The sequence below is a fragment of the Bradyrhizobium sp. USDA 4454 genome (genome assembly GCF_054822705.1).
Genome location: NZ_JBTRCN010000001.1, coordinates 615,043 through 636,643, shown reverse-complemented (window position 1 = coordinate 636,643; position 21,601 = coordinate 615,043). Strand labels below are relative to the sequence as shown.

Genomic DNA, 21,601 nt, shown 5'->3' with positions numbered 1-21,601 from the left:
GGCTGGCGGTGTGCTATTCGGCACGATCTCTCGCTGAATCCCCCTACACCCGCTTCGACCGCATCGCGCGGGTCTGCGCGATGTCGGGGTCCGCGGCGAGCGTCTGGTAGCGCTTGCTGTCGACGGCGACGATCGCGATGCGGCCTTCGGCGTCGGCGTGAACGCCCCAGCCGAAGCGCTTTCCCAGCGGCGAGGCGCGCATGCAGGCCTGGCCTTTCGAGAAGAACGCCTCGCGGGCCGTGCTGCGTTCTTTCTTCGTCGCCTTCGCACCGAGCGCACGGCCGGCGGCCGACGTCGCGAACACCACATCGTCGGACGTGTATTTGTAGGGCGCCCCGGCAAGCATGGCGTATTGCAGCGTGCCCACCGTCGGCTTGCCGCCATGAGGCCGCGGCTCCTCGCCGACGCGCGCGGGGCAATCCTCCGCGACGCGGACGAAGGTGTTGACGACGTTGGTGGTGTGGAGTTCCTTGACCATGGCCGATCGTATCACACGCCGGCCGCCGCGGCATGCGCCGCCGCCATGTCCTGGTCGGCGGCCGTGACGCGCTGGAACGCCGGGCGCGCGGTGATGCGTTCGACGTGGCGGACGAAGACGTCCCGTCTGGGCACGATGCCGAACATCATGGTCCAGGACAGGGCGATGCCCCAGAGGATGTCGGCCGCCGTGACCTGATCGCCAAGCAGGTAGGGCCCCTTGGCCAGCTGTGCTTCCAGCGCGCCCAGCATGGTATCGTAATCGGCATAGGGCGACTGCGTGATCGGCGCCGGCTCGCGCTTCATGAAATGGTCGATCACCGCGGGCTCGAACGAGGAGCCGTAATAGGCGATCCAGCGCAGATAGGGGCCGCGGCGCGGATCGTTCAACGCCGGCGTCAGACCGGCCTGCGGAAACAGATCGGCGAGATAGATGAAGATCGCGACCTGCTCGGTGACCAGCGCGCCGCCATGGCGGATCGCCGGCACCTTGCCGAGCGGATTGACGGCGAGATAGGCGGCCTTGCGCTGCTCGGCCGCCTTCATGTTGAGGATGTGCAGATCGTAGGGCGCACCCAGCTCCTCGAGCAGCACGCGGGTGCCGGTGGCGCGGCTCTGCGGCGAGTAATACAGCGTGACGCGGTCGGTGGGGGCAGCGGTTGTCATGGGCGGTCTCCTTGCGCCATCAGGGGCATGGTCCCTTTATGTCCGCCTATACCTGACATCTTGTGTCAGGTATGATCGGCCCATGCGCGCGAGCCGGCTGTTTTCCATCCTCACCACCCTGCAGGCGCGGGGACAGGTCACCGCGCCCGAATTGGCCGAGGCGAACGAGGTCTCGGTGCGCACCATCTATCGCGACATCGACGCGCTCGCCGCTGCGGGCGTGCCCGTCTATGCCGACCGCGGCGCCGAGGGCGGCTATCGGCTGCTCGACGGCTATCGGGTGCGGCTGAACGGCCTGTCGCAGGGCGAGGCCGAGGCGCTGTTCATGGCCGGCCTGCCCGGCCCCGCCGCCGCGCTCGGCCTCGATGCGGCGATGGCGGCGGCGCAGAGCAAATTGATGGCGGCGCTGCCGGAGAGCCTGCGTCCGAACGCACGGGGCATGCAGCAGCGCTTCCATCTCGACGCGCCCGGCTGGTTCGGCGAGACCGAGGAGCCGAAGCACCTGCGCGCCATCGCCGGCGCCGTGCTGCGCGAAAATCTGATCGAGATCCGCTACCAGAGCTGGAAGGCCGAGAAGCGGCGGCGCGTGGCGCCGCTCGGCCTCGTGCTGAAGGGCGGCAGCTGGTACCTCGCCGGCCTCGTCGACAGCAGCGTTCGCAGCTATCGCGTCGCGCGGGTGCTGGACTGCACGGTGCTGGAGAGGCCGTTCGCGCGGCCGGCGGATTTCGACCTCGCCGGCTATTGGCGCGCCTCGATCGAACGGCTCGAGGCCGAGCTGCATCCGAACCAGGCCACGGTGCGGCTGTCGCCGCTCGGGCTGAAGCTGCTCGATGCGCTGGCCCATCCTTATGTGAAGGCGCGGATGCGGCTTGCCGACGGCACCGATGCCGACGGCTGGCGTGTCGCCACCATGCCGGTCGGCAAGACGGTGTGGCATGCCGCGACCGAGTTGCTGCGGCTCGGCGCCGAGGCCGAGGTGATCGCGCCTGACGGGCTGCGCGAGAAGATGGCCGAACTGACCGGCGCGATGGCGGCGCGCTATGTGGATGCACCGCCGAGCCGCGCCGTGGCGGGACGCAAGCGCTAGAGCATGATCCGGAAAAGTGGAAACCGGTTTTCCCTCGCGACAAACGCCAAAGGCGCTTGCGCGGAGATCATGCTCAAACAAAGAGATGAGATCATGATGCGATTCCGTGGAAACGCATCATGATCTAGTACCGGCTGTCCGAACTGATCACGAAGCGGTCGAGAAAATTGACCGGCAGGATCTCGAACTTGTCCAGCGTCAGCGTAATCCCGGTCACGAAGTCGACGCCCTTGATCGTGCCGACGAGGTCGATCCGCCGGCCGCGGCGCAGGCCGCGTGTTTCCGGATATTGCTCGATGTCGATATAGGCATAGATCGGATTGTCGAGCCGGGAATGACGGTGCCAGCCGCGCTGCAGGAAACTGAATTGCAGCACCGAGCCCGCGCCCCAATCGATCGCGTCGAAGAAGCGGGTCTTCCAGGCCACGGGCTGTCCCAGATAGTGCGCGGCAACGAAGGCGTCGCGCTCGAGCGCAGGCAGACGGTGCAGTTGCCAGCTGATCTCCGCCGGCGTCAGGGAGGCGTTATTCGCCATTGTTGTTCTTGTCGTTCTTCTTGTCGCGTCTTCTTTGTCCTCGGCGGGAGGCAGCGCCCCGCCTTGAGGAAACTATACATCTACAAATGTGACAGTATCCGCCACAGTTGCGCGCGACGTGCGGTAGCTATTCACCTTGTGCGCATGATCCGCATAGCCGAACGAGATGCCGCAGACAACCCGGCGGTCGTCGGCCAGGTTGAAATGGCGGCGGATCAGGCCGGAATGACGGGCGATCGCGGCCTGCGGAATGGTGCCGAGCCCGAGCGCCTGGGCGGCCAGCAAGAAGTTCGAGACATAGCCGCCGCAGTCGACCGCCCCATAGATGCCGAGCGGCTCGTTGGTATGGATCACGGCAACGTGTGGCGCGCCGAAGAAATTGTAGTTCTCCAGCGCCTGCTTCGCATAGGCCGCCTTGTCGCCGCGTGCGATGCCCAGCGTGTTGTAGAGCTGGAAGCCGCTTTCGCGGCGGCGTTCCAGATACACCCCGACATATTCGCGCGGTGGCGTGAAGTCGTAATCATCGCCAAGGCCGCGCGAGGCCTCGGCATAGATCGCCTTGCGGAAGCGTTCCTTGGCTGCGCCGGACACGATCAGGACTTGCCAGGGCTGGCTGTTGCACCAGGATGCGGTGCGCTGCGCGGTCGTGAGCACATGCTCGATGGCCTCGCGCGGCACTTCGCGCGGCTGGAACGCGCGCACCGAGTAGCGCTCGTTGAGCAACTCCTCGAGCGCGCCGATGCGATCTTCGGTCGAATAACGAGTGTTCGGAGCTTTGGCGTCCATCACGTACCCTTTTGTAGGGTGGGTTAGCCGAAGGCGTAACCCGCCACTTCTGTTGATCGTCGAGGCGACATGGCGGGTTACGCTGCGCTAACCCGCCCTACGGTCCTACGATCATCTGCCCTTGGTCGGGATCTTGTTGTAGGGCACGTCCTTGTCGACCCGGATGTCACCGGGCAGGCCCAGCACGCGCTCGGCGATGATGTTGCGCAGGATCTCGTCGGTGCCGCCGGCGATGCGCATCGAGGGCGACGACAACAGCATCTGCTGGAACTGGCCGTTGGCCTGCTCCTCGTCAGCGCCCGTGAGGCTGCCTGCGGCACCTTCCAGATCCATCGCATAGGTCGCGATGTCCTGCAGCATCAGGCCGGAGACGAGCTTGCCGATGGAGTTTTCCGGACCCGGACGCTCGCCCTTCGACAGCGCCGAGATCGCGCGGTAGCTGGTGTATTTCAGCCCGCTCGCCTTCACCGCCCAGCTCGCGAGCTTGGAGCGCACCGCCGGATCGTCGATCGCAAGACCATCTTCCAGCATCAAATTGGAGCAGAACTCGAACATCTCGGGGACGCCGGTGGCGAGCCGCGCGCCGATCGACATGCGCTCGTTCATCAGCGTGGTCAGCGACACGCTCCAGCCCTCGCCAACGGCGCCGAGGCGCTGGCTATCCGGGATCACGACGTCGGTGAAATAGACCTCATTGAACTCCTGCATACCGTTGGCCTGCTTGATCGGGCGCACCTCGACGCCGGGGCTCTTCATGTCGAGGAAGAACATCGTGAGGCCCTTGTGCTTGGGCACATTGGGATCGGTGCGCGCGATCAACAGGCCGTAGTCGGAGTAATGCGCTCCTGAAGTCCAGATCTTCTGGCCGTTGACGACCCAACTGTCGCTCTTCTTCTCGGCGCGGGTGCGCAGACCCGCGACGTCGGAGCCGGCCGACGGCTCGGAGAACAGCTGGCACCAGATCTCCTCGCCGGAAGCAAGCTTCGGTAGATAGCGACGCTTGGCCTCTTCACTGCCCCAGGCCATCACGGTCGGGCCGCACATGCCCTCGCCGATCTGGAACGGCTGGGTCAATTTGCCGTAGACGCCCTCTTCCTGCTGCCAGATCACGCGCTCGATCGGGGTGGCGCCGCGGCCGCCATATTCCTTCGGCCAGTGCAGGCAGGCCCAGCCGCCCTGCGCCTTCTTCTTCTGCCAGGCCTTGCCGACCTCGACCATGTCGTGCTTGGCGAGCCGGATGCGGCCGAGCGAGGATTTTGACAGCTCCTCCTCGAACTCCTTCGGCGCATTGGCCGCGATCCAGTCGCGCGCAACCTTGCGGAATTCGGCTTCCTGCGGCGTGTCATCGAAATTCATGGCCAACCTCTTTTCCTTGTCATTCCGGGGCACGCGAAGCGTGAACCCGGAATCTCGATCCACAATCTCCAGATTCCGGGTTCGCCGCTGCGCGGCGACGGCTAGTTTCTTCCCTTGGTCGGGATCTTGTTGAAGGGAACGTCCTTGTCGACCCTGATGTCGCCAGGCAAGCCCAGCACGCGCTCGGCGATGATGTTGCGCATGATCTCGTCGGTGCCGCCTTCGACGCGGGTGCCTGGCGCGCGCAGCAGCATCGCCTGGAATTTGCCGGCGACCTCGGCGTCCTCGGGGCCGCTCAGGGCGCCGGCGGCGCCCTGCAAATCGAGCGCGTAGGTCGCGACGTCCTGGATCATCGAGCCAGCGACCAGCTTGCCGATCGAGTTCTCCGGTCCTGGACGCTCACCACGCGACAGCGCGGAGATCGCCCGCATGCTGGTGTATTTCAACCCGCTCGCCTTCACTGCCCAGTTGGCGAGCTTGGAGCGCACCGCGCGGTTCTCGATCGCGGGGCCGTCCTCCAGCATCAGGCTGTTGCAGAAGTCGAACAGCTCGGGGAATCCGGTCGAGACGCCGGCGCCGATCGACATCCGCTCGTTCATCAGCGTGGTCAGCGACACGTTCCAGCCGTCATTGACATTGCCGAGCCGCTGCGCGTCCGGAATCCGCACGTCGGTGAAATAGACCTCGTTGAAGTCCGACGCCCCGCTCGCCTGCTTGATCGGCCGCACCTCTACGCCCGGGCTCTTCATGTCCAGGAAAAACATGGTAAGGCCCTTGTGCTTCGGCACGGTCGGATCGGTGCGGGTCAGCAGGATGCCGTAGTCGGAATAATGCGCGCCCGAGGTCCAGATTTTCTGGCCGTTGATCACCCATTCGTCGCCGTGCTTCTCGGCGCGGGTGCGCAGGCCGGCGACGTCTGAGCCGCCGGCGGGCTCCGAGAACAGCTGGCACCAGATCTTCTCGCCGGAGGCGAGCGGCGGCAGATATCTGCGCTTCTGCTCCTCGCCGGCGAACGCCATCATGGTCGGGCCGCACATGCCGTGGCCGATGATGAACATCGAGCTCAGGCGGCCGAACGGGCCCTCCTCCTGCTGCCAGATCACGCGCTCGATCGGCGAGGCCCCGCGGCCGCCATACTCCTTCGGCCAGTGCAGGCAGGCCCAGCCGGCGTCGGCCTTCTTCTTCTGCCAGGCTTTTGCCACTTCGAGAATGTTGGCGCCCTTGAGTTGAACGCGGCCGAGCGAGGCCTTGCGCAGCTCGTCTTCATATTGCCTGGGCGCATTGGCCGCGATCCAGGCTTTCGCCTCGGCGCGGAATGCGGCCTCCTGCGGGGTGTCGTCGAAGTTCATCCTTATCTCTTTCCGTCATTCCGGGGCACGCGCAGCGTGAACCCGGAATCTCGAACCAAACCTCTGGATTCCGGGTCTGCGCTTCGCGCATCCCGGAATGACGAATCGTAGGACTACGCTGCGTTCTTCTTGCGCATGCGATCGATCAGGGCGTCTTCCCAATAGGACAGGCTGCCGAGGCCGAGCGCCACCGCATTGGCGCGGCGGTAGTACATGTGGCAGTCGAACTCCCAGGTGAAGCCCATGCCGCCATGGACCTGGATGTTGTTCTTGGCGCAGTGCTGGAACGCCTGGGTGGCGCTGATGCGCGCGGCGGCTGCCGCTTCCGGCAATTCGCCGGCATTGGTCGAAAGCGCCCAGGCGCCGTAGTAGCAATTCGAGCGCGCCAGCGTCGCCGAGACATACATGTCGGCCAGCATGTGCTTGACCGCCTGGAAGGAGCCGATCGGACGGCCGAACGCGATACGGTCGAGCGCATAGTCGCGGCCCATTTCCAGCGCGCGGTCGGCACCGCCGACCTGCTCGAACGCCATCAATACGGCCGCGCGATCCAGCACCTGGGTGATGACGCCCCAGCCTTCGCCGGACGCGCCGAGCGGCTCGGCCTTGGCGTCCTTGAAGCTGATCTCGGCCTGGCCGCGGGTCAGATCGATGTTGGTCAGCGACTTGACCTCGACGCCGCTCCCCTTGAGGTCGACGATGAACAGGGAGATATCGGACTCGCGTCCGGTTGAGCCGGTACGCGCGGCGACCACGGCGAAATCGGCGATCGCGCCATCCGGCACGGGCTTCTTGACGCCGTTCAGCACGCCGGCATTGGCCGTGACCTTGACCGCCTTCGGCGACGGATTGCCCTTGCCCTCGAACAGCGCCAGCGTGCCGATCGCATCGCCCGAGGCGATCTTCGGCAACCACTTCTGCTTCTGGGCGTCGGAGCCGGCAATGAGGATCGCTTCGGCGGCGAGGTAGACCGTCGAGGAGAACGGCACCGGCGCCAGCGCGCGGCCCATTTCCTCGGCGATCACACAGAGCTCGAGATGGCCGGCGCCCGCGCCGCCGAATTGTTCCGGGATCGCGACGCCGAGGAAGCCCATCTCGGCGAGGCCCTTCCACAACGACTTGTCGTACGGCGCCTTGCCGTCGAGAACCTCGCGCACGGCCTTCGGCGGGCACTGCTCGCTGAGGAATTTCCGCGCCTCGTCGCGCATCTGCTTCTGTTCGTCGGAGAAATCGAAATTCATGGCGGGCTACCTTCTTGGTTCTTGTCGTTTCAATTGGCCGTCATTCCGGGGCGCGCGAAGCGTGAGCCCGGAATCCATCGGGCCGCAGATCATGCGGTACGATGGATTTCGGGCCTGCGCCCAAGAGGCGCATCCCGGAATGACGTGTTGAGAGAGCGTTGGCTTCATCACAACACGATCACCTCATCGCCGGGCTGGTCGGCGTACAGTTTCTCGACTAACGCGGCGCGGCGCTCGAGGCCGGCGCGCTGGTTGATGTAGCCCTTGTCGGTAAGCTCGTTGCCGTCGATCGACGGCGGCTCGGCCATCAGCATCGCGCGCGCGATCCGCATGCTGCTGCCGGTGGTGGAGGCGTTGTGCGCCCGCAAGCCCTTTTCGAGACAGGCGATCACGGCCGGATGCCGGATCACGTCCTCATAGCCGGCGTCAGCATTGCCGACGAGCTGGCGGCAGGCATGCAGGTTCGGCCAGCATAGCAGGCCGATGTACTCACGATCCTGTCCCGCAACCAGCGCATCATGCACGACCGGCGTCGCGGCGGCGATCGCGTCCGTGCGCAGCGAGCCGACATGCACGAAGGTGCCGGTGGTCAGCTTGAAATCCTCCACCACGCGGCCGGCAAAGATGATGCCCTGCAGCGGATCGTCGGGATCGACGAACACGCCGGCATCGCCGATGCAGTAAAAGCCTTCATCGTCGAACATCTTCGCCGTGAGGTCCGGCTGGCCGAAATAACCCGGCGTGACGTTGACGCCGCGCAGCCGCAATTCGTATTTGGCGCCGCACGGCACCATCTTCAGCTCGACGCCGGGAAACGGCAGGCCAATCAGGCCGACGCGCTCGGTGTCCCAGTAGGTGCCGGTCGAGGTCGGTGCGGTCTCGGTCGAGCCCCAGCCGGTGTAGAACACGATGCGCTCGCCTGTCGTCTTCACCGCCAGGGCCTGCATGCGGTCATAGAGATCGTCGGGTAGCCGCGCGCCGCCATAGGCCATGATCGAGAGGTTCTTGAAGAAGCTCGCGCACAGCGCCTCGTCCTTCTCCATGGCGGAAGCGAGCGCAGCATAGCCGGCCGGCACGTTGGCGTAATAGGTCGGCGAGACCTCGCGCAGATTCCGGATGGTTTCCTCGAACTGGCCCGGCATCGGCCGGCCGTCGTCGATATAGAGCGTGCCGCCATCGACCAGCACCGGATTGAACGCGGCATTGCCGCCCATGGTGTGATTCCACGGCATCCAGTCGAGCACGGTCGGGATCGGGCCATCGGATTCGCGCGGCCGCACCTGCATCATCATCGCCGCATTGGCACACATCATCTGCTGGGTGTTGATGACGGCCTTGGGCATGCCCGTCGAGCCCGAGGTGAACAGCAGCTTGCCTGTGGTCGCGGGCGTGATCTTCGCGATGGATTCGCCGACCGCAGCCGTCACCTTCGTTGCCGCGAGCTCGGCGAACGCCACGCTCTTGATGCCCTCGCAGGGACGCAGGACGTGAACCACCGTGATGCCGGTGAGGTCGAGCGCCCTGAGTGCCTTCTGGAAGGCCGGACCGTCCTGCACCATCACGACGGCAGGCTTGATCAGGTTGAACAGATATTTGAGCTTGAGATGATCCTGGCTCATCAGCGAATAGGCCGGCGATACCGGTGCGGCCGGCAGCCGCGCCTGCATCGCGGCCTGCGTCATCAGCGCGTGCTCGATCGAATTGCCCGAGAGGATCGCGACCGGCCGTCCTTCGCCGATGCCGAGATCGAGCAGGCCTTGCGTCAGCGCGTCGACGGTGCGCTTGGCTTCACCATAGGAGACCTTGCGCCACTGCCGATCGGGACCCCCGCGCTGCGCCAGCCAGATGCGATCCGGTGCCTGCGCCGCCCATTTGGCGAGATAGGCCGGGATGTGCGTCTCGTAGGCCTGCAGCGGAATCCGCGACTTCAGGATGACGGTGCCGTCGGCGCGCCGCTCGACCGCGATGTCACGTGCTAGCCAATCCACCTTGCGAAAGGCAGGTTTCGTCAGCATCGCCGCGCCTCCATCCATTTTGCGTCTCCCGGAATTCTTGTCCTTTTGCGGATCTGTTCTCAGCGCCTGATATAGACAGGCTTTCGTTTCTCGAGGAAGGCCCTGATGCCTTCCTGGAAATCTTCCGATCGGCTGCATAGCACCTGATTGCGATCCTCCATCGCAATCACGGCCTCGATCGAGGCGGCATCGACGCTCATGTTGATGCATTCCTTCGAGAGCCGAAGACCGACCGGCGAGGCCGTCATCATCGCCTCGACGTAAGGATTGGCCGCAGCATCGAGATCGGCGGCCTCGACCACCTCGGACACCAGGCCGACGGCAAGCGCGCGATCGGCATGGATGAAACGTCCGGTGAGGATCAGCTCCGATGCCACCGACACGCCGACGAGGCGCGGCAGGAAATAGCTGGTGCCGATGTCGCAGCCCCCTAGCCCGAGCTTGATGAAGGCGCAGTTCATCCGCGCGTTTGTCGCCGCGACGCGGATGTCGGCGGCGAGCGCCAGCGCAAAACCGCCGCCGGCGGCCGCGCCCTGCACCAGTGCGATGATCGGCTGCGGACAGCGCCGCATCAGCATCACGATGTCGGCAATGCGGCGCTGCGAGTCCAGCGACTCGGTGACACCGGGCGGCTCGACCTGCCCGCCGCGGCGGGCCATCGCGTGCTTGAGGTCGAGGCCGGCGCAGAAATTCGCGCCGGCGCCCTTCAGCACCACGACGCGGGTGTCGCGGTTGCGCTGGAGGCCCTGGAAGTAGCTATTGAGGGCGTCGATCAGCGCGGGATCGAGCGCGTTGAGGCTTTCCGGGCGATTGAGCGTGACCCAATCAACCCCGTCGTGATGTTCGATCAGCAGCGGATTTGTCACGCGTCACACTCCTGCATCTACGCTACGAGGTGCTCGTCATTGCGCCCTCTACCCTTGCGGGAGAGGGCATGTACGGCCACGCCGCGTGCTCACTTCGGAGAGGGGTGTTCGCGGAAAGAACCCCTCTCCCGGCAGCCTTCGCTGCCGCCCTCCCCCGCAAGGGGGGAGGGCAAGAGGCGGAAGCCGCGTTTACCGAGGCGCCATGCGGATGGCGCCGTCGAGGCGGATGGTTTCGCCGTTGAGCATCGGGTTCTCGACGATGTGGACGGCGAGGTTGCCGTACTCCGAGGCGTCGCCGAGGCGGGCCGGATGCGGCACCTGGGCGCCCAGGCTCTTGCGGGCTTCCTCGCTGAGACCCATCAGCAGCGGCGTCAGGAACAGGCCCGGCGCGATGGTGTTGACGCGGATCTTCAGGCTGGCGAGGTCTCGCGCGGCCGGCAGGGTGAGGCCGACGACGCCGCCCTTCGACGCCGAATAGGCGATCTGGCCGATCTGGCCTTCATAGGCCGCGACCGAGGCGGTGTTGATCGCAACCCCGCGCTCCTCGCCGATCGGGGCTTCGGTGGCCAGCCGCTCGGCGAACAGGCGCAGCACGTTGAAGGTGCCGATCAAATTGACGTTGATGATGCGGACGAACTTCGCCAGCGGATAGACGCCGTCCTTGCCGACGATGCGCTGCGAGCCGCCGATGCCGGCGCAGTTCATCAGCACGCGCGCGATGCCGTGCGCGGCCTCGGCCTTGGCGATCGCCGCCTTGATCGCGTCCTCGTCGGTGACGTCGGCATGCAGGGCAACGCCCTTCACCTCAGTGGCGACCTTCTCGGCGTTTTCCTTGTTCTGGTCGATCACGCCGATCCTGGCGCCCTTGGCGGCCATGGCGCGCGCGGTTGCGGCACCAAGGCCGGAGCCACCGCCGGTGATGAGAACGGCAACGTCTTTCAACTGCATGGGTACAACCTTTCCTTGGGCGTTTCTTCTCTAGACTTGAACTTGTTATCCAGCGGCGGCCGCTGCCGTTTTCTTATCGGGATTGAGCACGCCGCCGAAGATCAAGGCTTCCATGTGCTTGATGTATTCGCGGCAGACCTCGTCGGTGACCGGACCGACGCCGACCGCGCGCGACATCGCGTGGCGGCCGAAGAACAGGTGATCGCAGGCGCCGATCAGGCTGGTGTAGAACAGCACCGGATCGATCTTGCGGAATTCGCCGGCCTTGATGCCCTCGGCGAGCAGCCGGCGATGAAAATCCAGCAGCGGCGCGACGAAGAATTTCGACACCTCGTCCGCAGCCTCCTGCGAACTCTCGTGCAGGAGATAATGGATCAGCCGGTTCATGTATGGGAACTGGTGATAGGCGCGGATGATGCCGCCGATATGCAGCCGCAGCTTCGCCGACGGCGTGATCGGCTGGCTGATGAGATATTCGAGCTGCGAGATCTCGGTGGCGGCGTCGCGCGCCAGCAGCGCCAGCAACAGCCCGTCCTTGTTGCCGAAATGATATTTCACCAGCGCGGCGTTGACCCCCGACTTCTGCGCGATGTCGGACAGCGAGACCTCGATCGAGGCGCGCTCGATCATCAGCTCGCTGGCTGCGACCAATAGCTTGTCGGCGGTGGCATTTTTGCCAGCCTGAAGTTTCGTCGGTACGCTGGTATTCAACTGCGCTCTGATCCCGCTCTGTGTCCCGAGGCGTTCTCGGCTCAATCTTGGCTCGACGGACAATCGAGGTCGCACATAAGCCGATGGCGGGGCCGCACTCAAGAGTTAATTGATTGATTGACTAAATGCAGAGCCGCCCCTTAAATCCGGCCCAACTTACAAACCGCAATCCAGAAACATCAGGGAGATCAGACATGGCCGAGGCCTATATCGTCGCCGCCGCTCGCACCGCGGGTGGCCGCAAGGGAGGGCGTCTCGCCGGCTGGCATCCGGCCGATCTGGCCGCCACCGTGCTCGATGCGCTGGTCGAGCGCACCGGTATCGATCCCGCGCTGGTCGAGGACGTGATCATGGGCTGCGTGATGCAGACCGGCGAGCAATCCACCAACATCGCGCGGAACGCTGTGATGGCTTCGAAGCTGCCGGAGAGCGTGCCGGCGACCTCGATCGACCGCCAGTGCGGCTCCTCGCAGCAGGCGCTGCACTTCGCGGCGCAGGCGGTGATGAGCGGCACCATGGACTGCGTGATCGCCGCCGGCGTGGAATCGATGACCCGCGTGCCGATGGGGCTCGCCTCCTCGCTGCCCGCCAAGAACGGCTTCGGCCATTACAAGAGCCCGGGCATCGAAGCGAAGTATCCCAATATCGTGTTCAGCCAGTTCACCGGCGCGGAGATGATGGCCGAGAAGTACGGCCTGTCGAAGGATGAGCTCGACGAATTCTCCTTTGGCAGCCATCAGCGCGCGATCGCGGCCACGCAAGCCGGCCACTTCAAGGACGAGATCGTGCCGGTGACAATCACCCGCGCCGACGGCTCGACCGACACCCACCACATCGACGAGGGCATCCGCTTCGACGCCAGCCTCGACGGCATCAAGGGCGTCAAGCTGATCGCCGAGAACGGCAAGCTGACCGCGGCCAGCGCCAGCCAGATCTGCGACGGCGCCTCCGGCGTCATGGTGGTCAACGAGAAGGGCCTCAAGGCGCTCGGCCTCACACCGATGGCGCGCATCCATCACATGACCATGATGGGCGGCGATCCCGTGATCATGCTGGAAGCGCCGCTGCCGGCAACCCAGCGCGCGCTGCAAAAGGCCGGCATGACGATCGACGACATCGACCTGTTCGAGGTCAACGAGGCCTTCGCCTCGGTGCCGACCGCTTGGCTGAAAACCACCGGCGCCGATCCGGCGAGGCTCAACGTCAATGGCGGCGCGATCGCGCTCGGCCATCCGCTCGGCGGAAGCGGCACCAAGCTGATGACGACGCTGCTGCATGCGCTGAAGCAGCGCAACAAACGCTACGGCCTGCAGACCATGTGCGAAGGCGGCGGCATGGCCAACGTGACGATCGTGGAGCGGCTGTAAGAAGCAAAACGCCTCCACATCAATGGTGTCGTCCCGGCGCAGGCCGGGACCCATAACCACAAGTGTACGTGGTTATGGCGGGCTGGAGCCCCAGCTCGTTTCAACAATTAAGATCAGTAGTTATGGGTCCCGGCTTTCGCCGGGACGACCACCTCGTTTTTGGCGAGCATTAATGACGCATCCCTCTATCCACGCGCGCAACACCCCGAACAAGACCGCCTACCAGATGGCGGGGTCCGGCAAGGCGATCACCTATCGCGAGCTCGACGAGCTCTCGAACCAGGGCGCGCATCTGTTCCGCTCGCTCGGCCTCAAGCCCGGCGACCACATCGCGCTGCTGATGGAAAACCGGCTCGCCTTCATGGAGATCTGCTGGGCCGCGCAGCGCTCGGGGCTCTATTACACCGCGATCAGCCGCTATTTGACCGAAGAGGAGATCGCCTACATCATCAAAGATTGCGGAGCCAAGGTGTTCATCACCACCCCGCAATGCGCCGACAAGGTGAAGGGCCTGATCAAGGGCGAGCCCGGCGAGCCGCTGTTCTACATGATGGATGAGCCTGCGCCCGGTTTCCGCTCCTACGACAAGGAGGCCGCCGCGCAGCCGACCACGCCCATTGCCGACGAGGTCGCCGGCTACGACATGCTGTATTCCTCCGGCACCACCGGCCGGCCCAAGGGCATCAAGAAGCAGTTCGAGGGCAATCGAATCGACGTGCCGAACCCGTTCCTGCGGATTCTGACCGCCGACATGTGCGGCATGAACGCCGACTCGATCTACCTGTCCCCGGCGCCGCTCTATCACGCGGCGCCCTTGCGCTTCAACATGATGGCGACGGTGCTGGGCGGCACCTCCGTCATCATGGAGCATTTCGACGCCGAGGAATTTTTGAAGCAGGTCGAGACGCACAAGGTGACGCAGTCGCAGCTGGTGCCGACCATGTTCGTGCGCATGCTGAAACTGCCGGACGAGGTGCGCGCCCGCTACGACATCTCATCGCTGAAGGGCGCGATCCACGCCGCGGCGCCCTGCCCGGTCGACGTCAAGGCCAGGATGATCGACTGGTGGGGCCCGATCCTGATCGAGTACTACGCCGGCTCCGAAGGCAACGGCGTCACGGTCTCGACCTCGCAACAATGGCTGACCCATCGCGGCACAGTCGGCCGCGCCGTGGTCGGCAAGGTCAAGATCCTCGACGAGAACGAGGAGGAGGCGCCGACGGGGCAGATCGGCCAAGTCTACTTCGCCGACGCGCCCGCGTTCACCTATCACAACGATCCCGAGAAGACCAAGAAGGCCTATAACGCCAGGGGCTGGTCGACGCTCGGCGACGTCGGTTACCTCGATGAAGAAGGCTTCCTCTATCTGACCGACCGCAAGAGCTACATGATCATCTCCGGCGGCGTGAACATCTACCCGCAGGAGACCGAGGACGTGCTGATCACGCATCCCGCGGTCTCCGATGTCGCGGTGTTCGGCGTGCCGAACGAAGAGATGGGCGAAGAGGTCAAGGCCGTGGTGCAGCCGCACGACATCGGCAAGGCCGGCAAGGCGCTCGAGGCCGAGCTGATCGCGTTCTGCCGCCAGCACCTGTCGCCGATCAAATGCCCGAAGAGTATCGACTTCGAGCAGGAGCTGCCGCGCACGCCGACCGGGAAACTGGTGAAGCGGCTTCTGCGCGACAAATATTGGCCGAAGGCTCCGGCCAAGGCGTGAATCTCATAGGGTGGGTAAAGGCGCGATAGCGCCGCGCCCGCCCTCCATGCTCCGCTCGAGTTGGTGGGCACGCTACCACTCTACGAAGCTGACCTGGCCCAACAAATCCACTCTGACCTACAACTCCGCCGCCGGCTCGCAGACGGCGGAAGCCGCGGCGCGCAGATGCAGTTGGCCGTGCCTGCCATTGGCCGTGGTGGTCCACTGCGCATCGATCTGCTGAAGATCGTCCGACAGCTTGCCACGATGGCTGCCCTCGGTCTCGAACGCTCCATTGCCGTCGGGCGAACGCTCAAAAATCTCGACCTCGAGATCGGACAGCCGGATGAACATCTCTACAGCGATCTTCGTCACCTGACGGCCGGCTTCATATGAGCCGCAGCCGCGCGCTTCCGCATTCTGCTCGTTCAGAGCCTTGACCTTGTCGAACGTGATGACGACGTTCTGCACCGTGTTGTCGCCGTCCCACAGGAATTCACCGATATAGGCGCGTGGCAGTTTTTCGGTGAGCTCCATGATGTCGGCTGCGCGCACGGCAGACACCAGCGCAAGGCTGGCGGCCACGATCATCAGGCCGAGACGCGACATCGAGCCGGTCAGCTCTGCAATCCTCGCGTGGCGCATGCGGTATGCATCCCCTGGGCAAAGTTGCTATCGTGAAGCAATGGCCGTCAGCATACAGCAAAATGCGCTGGTTCTGCGACGATGCCCAACAGGTGATCTCAGATGGAAACGCTGCCCGACATCCCGCTCCCTTCTACCATCCGCTCGCGTTATGTCGATGGGATCAACGGCCTCACCATGCATGTGCTCGAAGCCGGCTTCGAAACATCGGGCCGGCCTTGCCTGTTGCTGCTGCACGGCTTTCCGGAGCTGGCATTCTCGTGGCGCAAGGTGATGCCGAAGCTCGCCGCGGCAGGCTATCACGTGATCGCGCCGGACCAGCGCGGCTATGGCCGCACCACGGGCTGGAGCGCGGATTACGACGGCGATCTCGCATCGTTCCGGCTGCCCAACCTGGTGCGCGATGCGCTCGGGCTGGTCGCAGCGTTCGGCTACACCCATGTCGATGCGGTGATCGGGCACGATTTCGGCTCGTCGGTCGCGGCATGGTGCGCACTGATCCGGCCCGACGTGTTCCGCGCGGTGGTGATGATGAGTGCGCCATTCTCCGGGCCGCCGTCATTGCCGTTCAACACGGCGAACGTGCCGGCGAAGCCCGCGGCCGAAGACCCTGTGCATCGCGAGCTCGCCGCGCTGCCGCGGCCGCGCAAACACTACCAATGGTACTATTCGACGTATCAGGCCAATGCCGACATGCATCGCGCGCCGCAGGGCGTGCACGATTTCCTGCGCGCCTACTATCATCACAAGAGCGCGGACTGGAAAGACAACAGACCGTATCCGCTGCAGTCATGGTCGGCGGGCGAGCTGGCAAAGCTGCCAACCTATTACGTGATGGATCTCGCCAAGGACATGGCCGCGACGGTGGCCGAGGAGATGCCGTCACGCGAGGCGATCGCCGCCAACCTTTGGCTGCCGGACCGCGAGCTCGCCTACTACAGCGCGGAGTATCAGCGCACGGGATTCCAGGGCGGCCTGCAATGGTATCGCTGCGGCACGTCAGGCGCGTTCACGGCGGAATTGCAGACCTGGAGCGGCCGCAGCATCGATCAGCCCTCGGCATTCATCTCGGGCAAGCAGGATTGGGGCACCTATCAGCGCCCCGGCGTGTTCGAGACGATGCAGACCAAGGCCTGCACCAACATGATCGGCTGCCACCTGGTCGATGGCGCCGGCCATTGGGTACAGCAGGAGCAGCCGGATGAGGTGAGCCGGCTGCTGCTGCAATTTCTTGGCAAGGTTGCCGAATTGAACCATAGCTGACGCCGCCGATATAGTTTAGAATAGTTCTAAACTTATCTTGAGGCGTCATCCCGTGAAGAATTTTGCCGATCTGACCGAGCGCGAGGTGCTGGCGGTCGCGATTGCCTCCGAGGAGGAGGACAGCCGGATCTACATGTCCTTCGCCGAGGACCTCGCTGGCCGCTATCCCGATACCGCGAAGATCTTCGAGGAGATGGCCGAGGAGGAGCGTGGCCATCGTCACCGGCTGCTCGAAACCTACGAACAGCGCTTCGGTCCGCATCTGCCGCCGATCCGGCGCGAAGACGTCAAGGGCTTACTGCACCGGCGTCCGATCTGGCTGACCAAGAACCTGCCGCTCGACACCATCCGCAAGGAAGTCGAGACCATGGAGCTGGAGGCCGCGCGCTTCTACGCCAAGGCAGCCGAGAAGGCCGAGGATACCGGCGTGCGCCGGCTGCTCGGCGATCTCGCCGAGGAGGAGAAGGGCCACGAGAAACTCGCGGTCAAGCTCACCGGCGAGATCCTCAAGCCCGACGTGCGCGCGGAGGAAGACCGCACGCGGCGGCGGATGTTCGTGCTGCAATATGTGCAGCCGGGACTTGCCGGATTGATGGACGGCTCGGTCTCGACCCTGGCGCCGCTGTTCGCCGCCGCCTTCGCCACCCATCACAACTGGCAGACCTTCCTGGTCGGCCTCGCTGCCTCGATCGGCGCCGGCATCAGCATGGGCTTTGCCGAGGCGCTGTCGGACGACGGCTCGCTGACCGGCCGCGGTTCGCCCTGGCTGCGCGGCCTCACCTGCGGATTGATGACGACGCTGGGCGGCCTTGGCCACACCATTCCCTATCTGGTGCCGGATGCCTGGCCGAATGCGTTCTGGATCGCGACCGCGATCGCCGGCATCGTGGTGTTCTTCGAATTGTGGGCGATCGCCTTCATCCGTTCGCGCTACATGGACACGCCGTTCCTGCAGGCGGTATTCCAGATCGTGCTCGGCGGCGCAATCGTGCTCGCGGTCGGCATATTAATCGGCGCGGCGTAGCAATGGTTCATTCTCCCTCTCCCCGTTCTTACGTCGTTCTTACGGGGAGAGAGGCTTCCCTCCGCAAATGTGATGTCGGAGAGACCTGTACCCCCTCACCCGGATTGCATCTTGCGATGCAATCCGACCTCTCCCCGCAAGCGGGGCGAGGTGAGGATGGCAATTCCGATCAAGCACGACGGCGGCGTCGCGGTTACAGCGCTTGCGGGCGGCAGCCAAACTGCCCATCATCGCGCCAACACCAGAACCGGGAGCACGCCGTGGCCAAATCGCAATGGAGTTTCAAGACCGCCGTCGAACTGTCGGCGGCGCTGCGCAAGAAAGAGGTCTCGGCCGTCGAACTCGCGGAAGATGCGATCGGCCGCATCGAGCGCCATGACGGCAAGGTCAACGCGGTCTGCGTGCGCGATTTCGAGCGCGGCCTCGCGGCGGCCCGCGCTGCGGACGCCGCAATCGCGCGCGGCGAGCACAGGCCGCTGCTCGGCATTCCCATGACCGTGAAGGAATCCTTCAATGTCGCGGGATTGCCGACCACCTGGGGCTTCCCGCCGCACAAGGATTTCACGCCGACCGAAGACGCGCTCGCGGTCCAGCGGGTGAAGGACGCCGGCGGCGTGATCCTCGGCAAGACTAACGTGCCGGTCGCCCTCGCCGACTGGCAGAGCTACAACGAGATCTACGGCACCACCAACAACCCCTACGACCTCGGCCGCACGCCGGGCGGTTCTTCCGGCGGATCATCGGCGGCGCTCGCCGCGGGCTACGGCGCGCTGTCGCTCGGCTCCGACATCGGCGGCTCGCTGCGGGTCCCGGGCTTCCACTGCGGCATCTATGCGCACAAGCCGACCTTCAATCTGCTGGCCTCGCGCGGCCACACCGCGCCGCCGGCGCCGCCGATCATCTACGAGCGCGACCTCGCGGTGATCGGCCCGATGGCGCGCGGCGCGGCCGACCTGGCGCTGCTGCTCGACGTGATGGCCGCCCCCGACCCGCTCGATGTCGGCAAGGCCTACAAGCTCGACCTGCCGGCGGCACGGCATACCAACCTGAAGGATTTCCACATCCTCGTCATCGACACCGATCCGGTGTTGCCGACCGACCGAGCGGTTCGCGGCAGCATCGACAAGCTTGCCAGCAATCTCGACAAGGCCGGCGCGAAGGTTTCGCGGTCGAGCCCGTTGCTGCCGGATTTCGCTGCGTCGTCGCGGCTCTATATGCGGATGCTGCTGTCGTTCCTCGCCGCGAGCTTCCCGCCCGAGGTCTATGCCGGCGCCTGCGCGGCAGCGGCGGCGCTGCCCGCCGACAACACGAGCCTGCAGGCCGAACGGCTGCGCGGCATCGCGCTCAGCCATCGCGACTGGGTGCAGGCGACCTACGCCCGCTCGCGGCTGCGCGCGCAATGGCGCGAGCTGTTCAAATCGTTCGACGCGGTGATCTGCCCGATCATGCCGACGCCGGCCTATCCGCACGATCATTCGCCCGACCAGGAGCAGCGCAAGATCCTGATCGACGGCGAGCCGCACGTCTACGCCGACCAGCTCGCCTGGCCCGGCATCGCGACCCTGCCCGGCCTGCCCTCGACCGCGATCCCGACCGGATTCGCGCCCGACGGGCTGCCGGTCGGCGTGCAGATCGTCGGCCCGTGGCTCGAGGACCGCACGCCGCTCAAGCTCGCCGAGCTGATCGAGCGCGAATTCGGCGGCTTCGTGCCGCCGAAGATGTTCGATGATTGATATGTGAGGACAGGAGAGACTGTCATTGGAGAGCGATGACGGTACCCAACCCGGTCACCGTCACCCTGAGGAGGCCGCGAAGCGGCCGTCTCGAAGGGTCGACGGCCCAGCTCGTGGCCGCGCATCCTTCGAGACGCGGCGCAAGCGCCGCTCCTCAGGATGACGGTTCCAGGACCCAGCTAAGCGCAGAGTAATGACGAACAGCAGAACCAGGGAGGGAAAACCAATGAACAACGATCTCGAGGAGCTGACAAAGCTCAACAAGGACTACGTCGATTCCGTACAGAACTGCGACGCCAAGCGCTTCGATGAAATCCTGGCGCAGGACTTCTACTGCACCAATCCCGACAAGAGCTTGGTCGACCGCACCGCCTTCCTGAAACAGACGGCCATCCCGGTGAAGATCAAGGGCCTGAAGGCCGAGGAGGTCAAGATCCGCATCCTCGGCGATTTCGCCATCATCCACGCGAAGACCAGCTACACCAACGCCGACGGTGAGCAGGCCTATGGCCGCTACACCGACTGCTGGGCGCGGCAGAATGGCAATTGGCTCGCGGTGTCGGCGCATGTGGCGCGGTAAGGCGGACGCTCGTAGCCTCACCCTCCGCTGTCATGCGGGGCATCCAGTACGCCGCGGCTGCGGTTGCTTCACGCAACTTCCGCCGCGGCGTACTGGGTCGCCTCAGCTGTCGAACATGATCACGCTGCGCAGCGTCTTGCCGGCCTTCATGTTGGCAAAGCCCTCGTTGATCTCGGAGAGCTTCAGCTTGGCCGAGATCCAGTCCTCGAGATGGAGTCTCCCGCGCATGTAGAAGTCGACCAGGCGCGGCATGTCGACGCGGAAATGGTTCGAGCCCATCGACGAACCCTGGATGCGGCGCTCGCGCAGGAAGTCGAAACCGTGGAGCTCGATCTTTTGACCGAACGGGATCATGCCGACGATCGTCGCGGTGCCGCCCGCCGCCAGCATGGCGAAGGCCTGCTCGGCGGTGTCCTTGCGGCCGAGCACCTCGAAGGAGTGCTGCACACCGCCGCCGGTGAGCTCGCGCACCTGCTGGACCACGTCGCCGCGAGCCGGGTCGACGATGTCGGTGGCGCCCAGTTTTGTCGCGAGCTGCAGCTTGGCCGGATTGGTGTCGATCGCGATGATGCGGCCGGCCCCGGCGATCTGCGCGCCGTTGATCGCAGCCATGCCGACGCCGCCGCAGCCGATCACGGCCACGGTCTCACCCGCGGTGACCTTCGCGGTATTCACCACCGCGCCGTAACCGGTGATGACGCCGCAGCCGATCAGCGCGGCGAGATCGAGCGGCATCTCCTTCTTGATCTTCACGATGGCGTTCTCGTGCACCAGCATCTGCTCAGCGAACGACGACAGATTGAGGAACTGATTGAGCTTCTCCTTCCGGCCCCACGACAGCCGGTTGGAGGCGCCGGGCAGCATCTTCACCGTGGTGTCGGTGCACAGCACGGTGCGGCCGGTGGTGCAATTGTCGCAGGTGCCGCAGAACACCGAGAGACAGGTCACGACGTGGTCGCCCGGCTTCACGTAGTTGACGTCGGAGCCGACCTTCTCGACCACGCCGGCCGATTCATGGCCGAGCACAGCGGGCAGCGGATGCGGATAGAGACCTTCCATGAAATGCAGGTCGGAATGGCAGAGGCCCGCGACCGCGGTGCGGATCAGGACCTCACGCGGCCCGGGATTGGGCACGCTGACATCCTCGATCACCAGCGGCTGATTGACTTCATGCAGGACGGCGGCCTTCATCGGAATTTCCTCTCATGTTTTTTGTTGTGCCCGCTCTCACCTCTCCGATGGGAGAGGTGAGACTG

20 protein-coding genes are annotated in these 21,601 nt (G+C 64.9%); 7 read left to right on the top strand and 13 right to left on the bottom strand.

Translation table 11 applies throughout. From position 1 onward, the window contains the following. Nucleotides 1-43: 43 nt before the first annotated feature. Nucleotides 44-478: a DUF6157 family protein gene (locus ACVIW0_RS02860; RefSeq protein ID WP_461350948.1), complete on the bottom strand. Its 435-nt coding sequence runs from the start codon at nt 476-478 to the stop codon at nt 44-46. Between the two features lie 11 nt (nt 479-489). After that, nucleotides 490-1,143: a glutathione S-transferase family protein gene (locus ACVIW0_RS02855; protein WP_461350947.1), complete on the bottom strand. Its 654-nt coding sequence runs from the start codon at nt 1,141-1,143 to the stop codon at nt 490-492. A gap of 82 nt (nt 1,144-1,225) precedes the next feature. On the opposite strand from ACVIW0_RS02855, the gene ACVIW0_RS02850 reads away from it, so the two are divergent. Beyond that, nucleotides 1,226-2,230 carry a helix-turn-helix transcriptional regulator gene (locus ACVIW0_RS02850; RefSeq protein WP_461350946.1) on the top strand — a complete coding sequence of 335 codons (1,005 nt, stop codon included), beginning with the start codon at nt 1,226-1,228 and terminating at the stop codon, nt 2,228-2,230. Between the two features lie 124 nt (nt 2,231-2,354). Here the strand turns inward: ACVIW0_RS02850 and ACVIW0_RS02845 are convergent, their stop codons facing one another. From ACVIW0_RS02845 to ACVIW0_RS02805, 9 genes are all read right to left on the bottom strand, one after another. Next, the gene (locus ACVIW0_RS02845; RefSeq protein WP_461350945.1) at nt 2,355-2,765 is read right to left on the bottom strand and encodes a hypothetical protein; all 411 of its coding nucleotides are present in this window, start codon (nt 2,763-2,765) and stop codon (nt 2,355-2,357) included. Between the two features lie 72 nt (nt 2,766-2,837). Then, a complete protein-coding gene (locus ACVIW0_RS02840) occupies nt 2,838-3,551 on the bottom strand; it encodes a nitroreductase (RefSeq protein ID WP_461350944.1) in 714 nt (237 codons plus the stop codon). Nucleotides 3,552-3,662: 111 nt separating this feature from the next. Next, complete coding sequence (locus ACVIW0_RS02835; RefSeq protein WP_461350943.1) at nt 3,663-4,907, bottom strand: acyl-CoA dehydrogenase; 1,245 nt, start codon at nt 4,905-4,907, stop codon at nt 3,663-3,665. 101 nt (nt 4,908-5,008) lie between these two features. Then, nucleotides 5,009-6,256 carry an acyl-CoA dehydrogenase gene (locus ACVIW0_RS02830; RefSeq protein WP_461350942.1) on the bottom strand — a complete coding sequence of 416 codons (1,248 nt, stop codon included), beginning with the start codon at nt 6,254-6,256 and terminating at the stop codon, nt 5,009-5,011. Between the two features lie 113 nt (nt 6,257-6,369). Then, nucleotides 6,370-7,497, bottom strand: a complete 1,128-nt coding sequence (locus ACVIW0_RS02825; RefSeq protein ID WP_461350941.1) for an acyl-CoA dehydrogenase family protein — start codon at nt 7,495-7,497, stop codon at nt 6,370-6,372. Nucleotides 7,498-7,664: 167 nt separating this feature from the next. After that, nucleotides 7,665-9,530: an AMP-binding protein gene (locus ACVIW0_RS02820; RefSeq protein WP_461350940.1), complete on the bottom strand. Its 1,866-nt coding sequence runs from the start codon at nt 9,528-9,530 to the stop codon at nt 7,665-7,667. Nucleotides 9,531-9,571: 41 nt separating this feature from the next. After that, nucleotides 9,572-10,378, bottom strand: coding sequence for an enoyl-CoA hydratase/isomerase family protein (locus tag ACVIW0_RS02815; protein ID WP_461350939.1), 807 nt, complete (start codon nt 10,376-10,378; stop codon nt 9,572-9,574). A 189-nt stretch (nt 10,379-10,567) separates the two neighbouring features. Next, a complete protein-coding gene (locus ACVIW0_RS02810) occupies nt 10,568-11,326 on the bottom strand; it encodes an SDR family NAD(P)-dependent oxidoreductase (RefSeq protein ID WP_461350938.1) in 759 nt (252 codons plus the stop codon). Nucleotides 11,327-11,371: 45 nt separating this feature from the next. Next, a complete protein-coding gene (locus tag ACVIW0_RS02805) occupies nt 11,372-12,037 on the bottom strand; it encodes a TetR family transcriptional regulator (protein ID WP_461350937.1) in 666 nt (221 codons plus the stop codon). Between the two features lie 194 nt (nt 12,038-12,231). Between ACVIW0_RS02805 and ACVIW0_RS02800 the strand changes: the two genes are divergently transcribed. Both ACVIW0_RS02800 and ACVIW0_RS02795 read left to right on the top strand, forming a co-directional pair. Then, nucleotides 12,232-13,404, top strand: a complete 1,173-nt coding sequence (locus ACVIW0_RS02800) for an acetyl-CoA C-acetyltransferase (RefSeq protein ID WP_461350936.1) — start codon at nt 12,232-12,234, stop codon at nt 13,402-13,404. A gap of 172 nt (nt 13,405-13,576) precedes the next feature. Further along, complete coding sequence (locus ACVIW0_RS02795) at nt 13,577-15,121, top strand: acyl-CoA synthetase (protein WP_461350935.1); 1,545 nt, start codon at nt 13,577-13,579, stop codon at nt 15,119-15,121. A 117-nt stretch (nt 15,122-15,238) separates the two neighbouring features. On the opposite strand, the gene ACVIW0_RS02790 is transcribed toward ACVIW0_RS02795, so the two are convergent. Next, nucleotides 15,239-15,745, bottom strand: coding sequence for a hypothetical protein (locus tag ACVIW0_RS02790; RefSeq protein WP_461350934.1), 507 nt, complete (start codon nt 15,743-15,745; stop codon nt 15,239-15,241). A gap of 102 nt (nt 15,746-15,847) precedes the next feature. Here ACVIW0_RS02790 and ACVIW0_RS02785 point away from each other — a divergent pair, with 102 nt between their 5' ends. From ACVIW0_RS02785 to ACVIW0_RS02770, 4 genes are all read left to right on the top strand, one after another. Then, the gene (locus tag ACVIW0_RS02785) at nt 15,848-17,008 is read left to right on the top strand and encodes an alpha/beta fold hydrolase (protein WP_461350933.1); all 1,161 of its coding nucleotides are present in this window, start codon (nt 15,848-15,850) and stop codon (nt 17,006-17,008) included. 52 nt (nt 17,009-17,060) lie between these two features. Further along, nucleotides 17,061-18,032: an iron exporter MbfA gene (gene mbfA, locus ACVIW0_RS02780; protein WP_461350932.1), complete on the top strand. Its 972-nt coding sequence runs from the start codon at nt 17,061-17,063 to the stop codon at nt 18,030-18,032. Between the two features lie 260 nt (nt 18,033-18,292). Next, a complete protein-coding gene (locus tag ACVIW0_RS02775) occupies nt 18,293-19,765 on the top strand; it encodes an amidase (RefSeq protein WP_461350931.1) in 1,473 nt (490 codons plus the stop codon). A 226-nt stretch (nt 19,766-19,991) separates the two neighbouring features. Continuing rightward, entirely contained in the window at nt 19,992-20,345 is a 354-nt protein-coding gene (locus ACVIW0_RS02770; protein ID WP_461350930.1) for a nuclear transport factor 2 family protein, read from the top strand. A gap of 102 nt (nt 20,346-20,447) precedes the next feature. Here the strand turns inward: ACVIW0_RS02770 and ACVIW0_RS02765 are convergent, their stop codons facing one another. Continuing rightward, nucleotides 20,448-21,536, bottom strand: coding sequence for a Zn-dependent alcohol dehydrogenase (locus ACVIW0_RS02765; protein WP_021081445.1), 1,089 nt, complete (start codon nt 21,534-21,536; stop codon nt 20,448-20,450). Between the last annotated feature and the right edge of the window lie 65 nt (nt 21,537-21,601).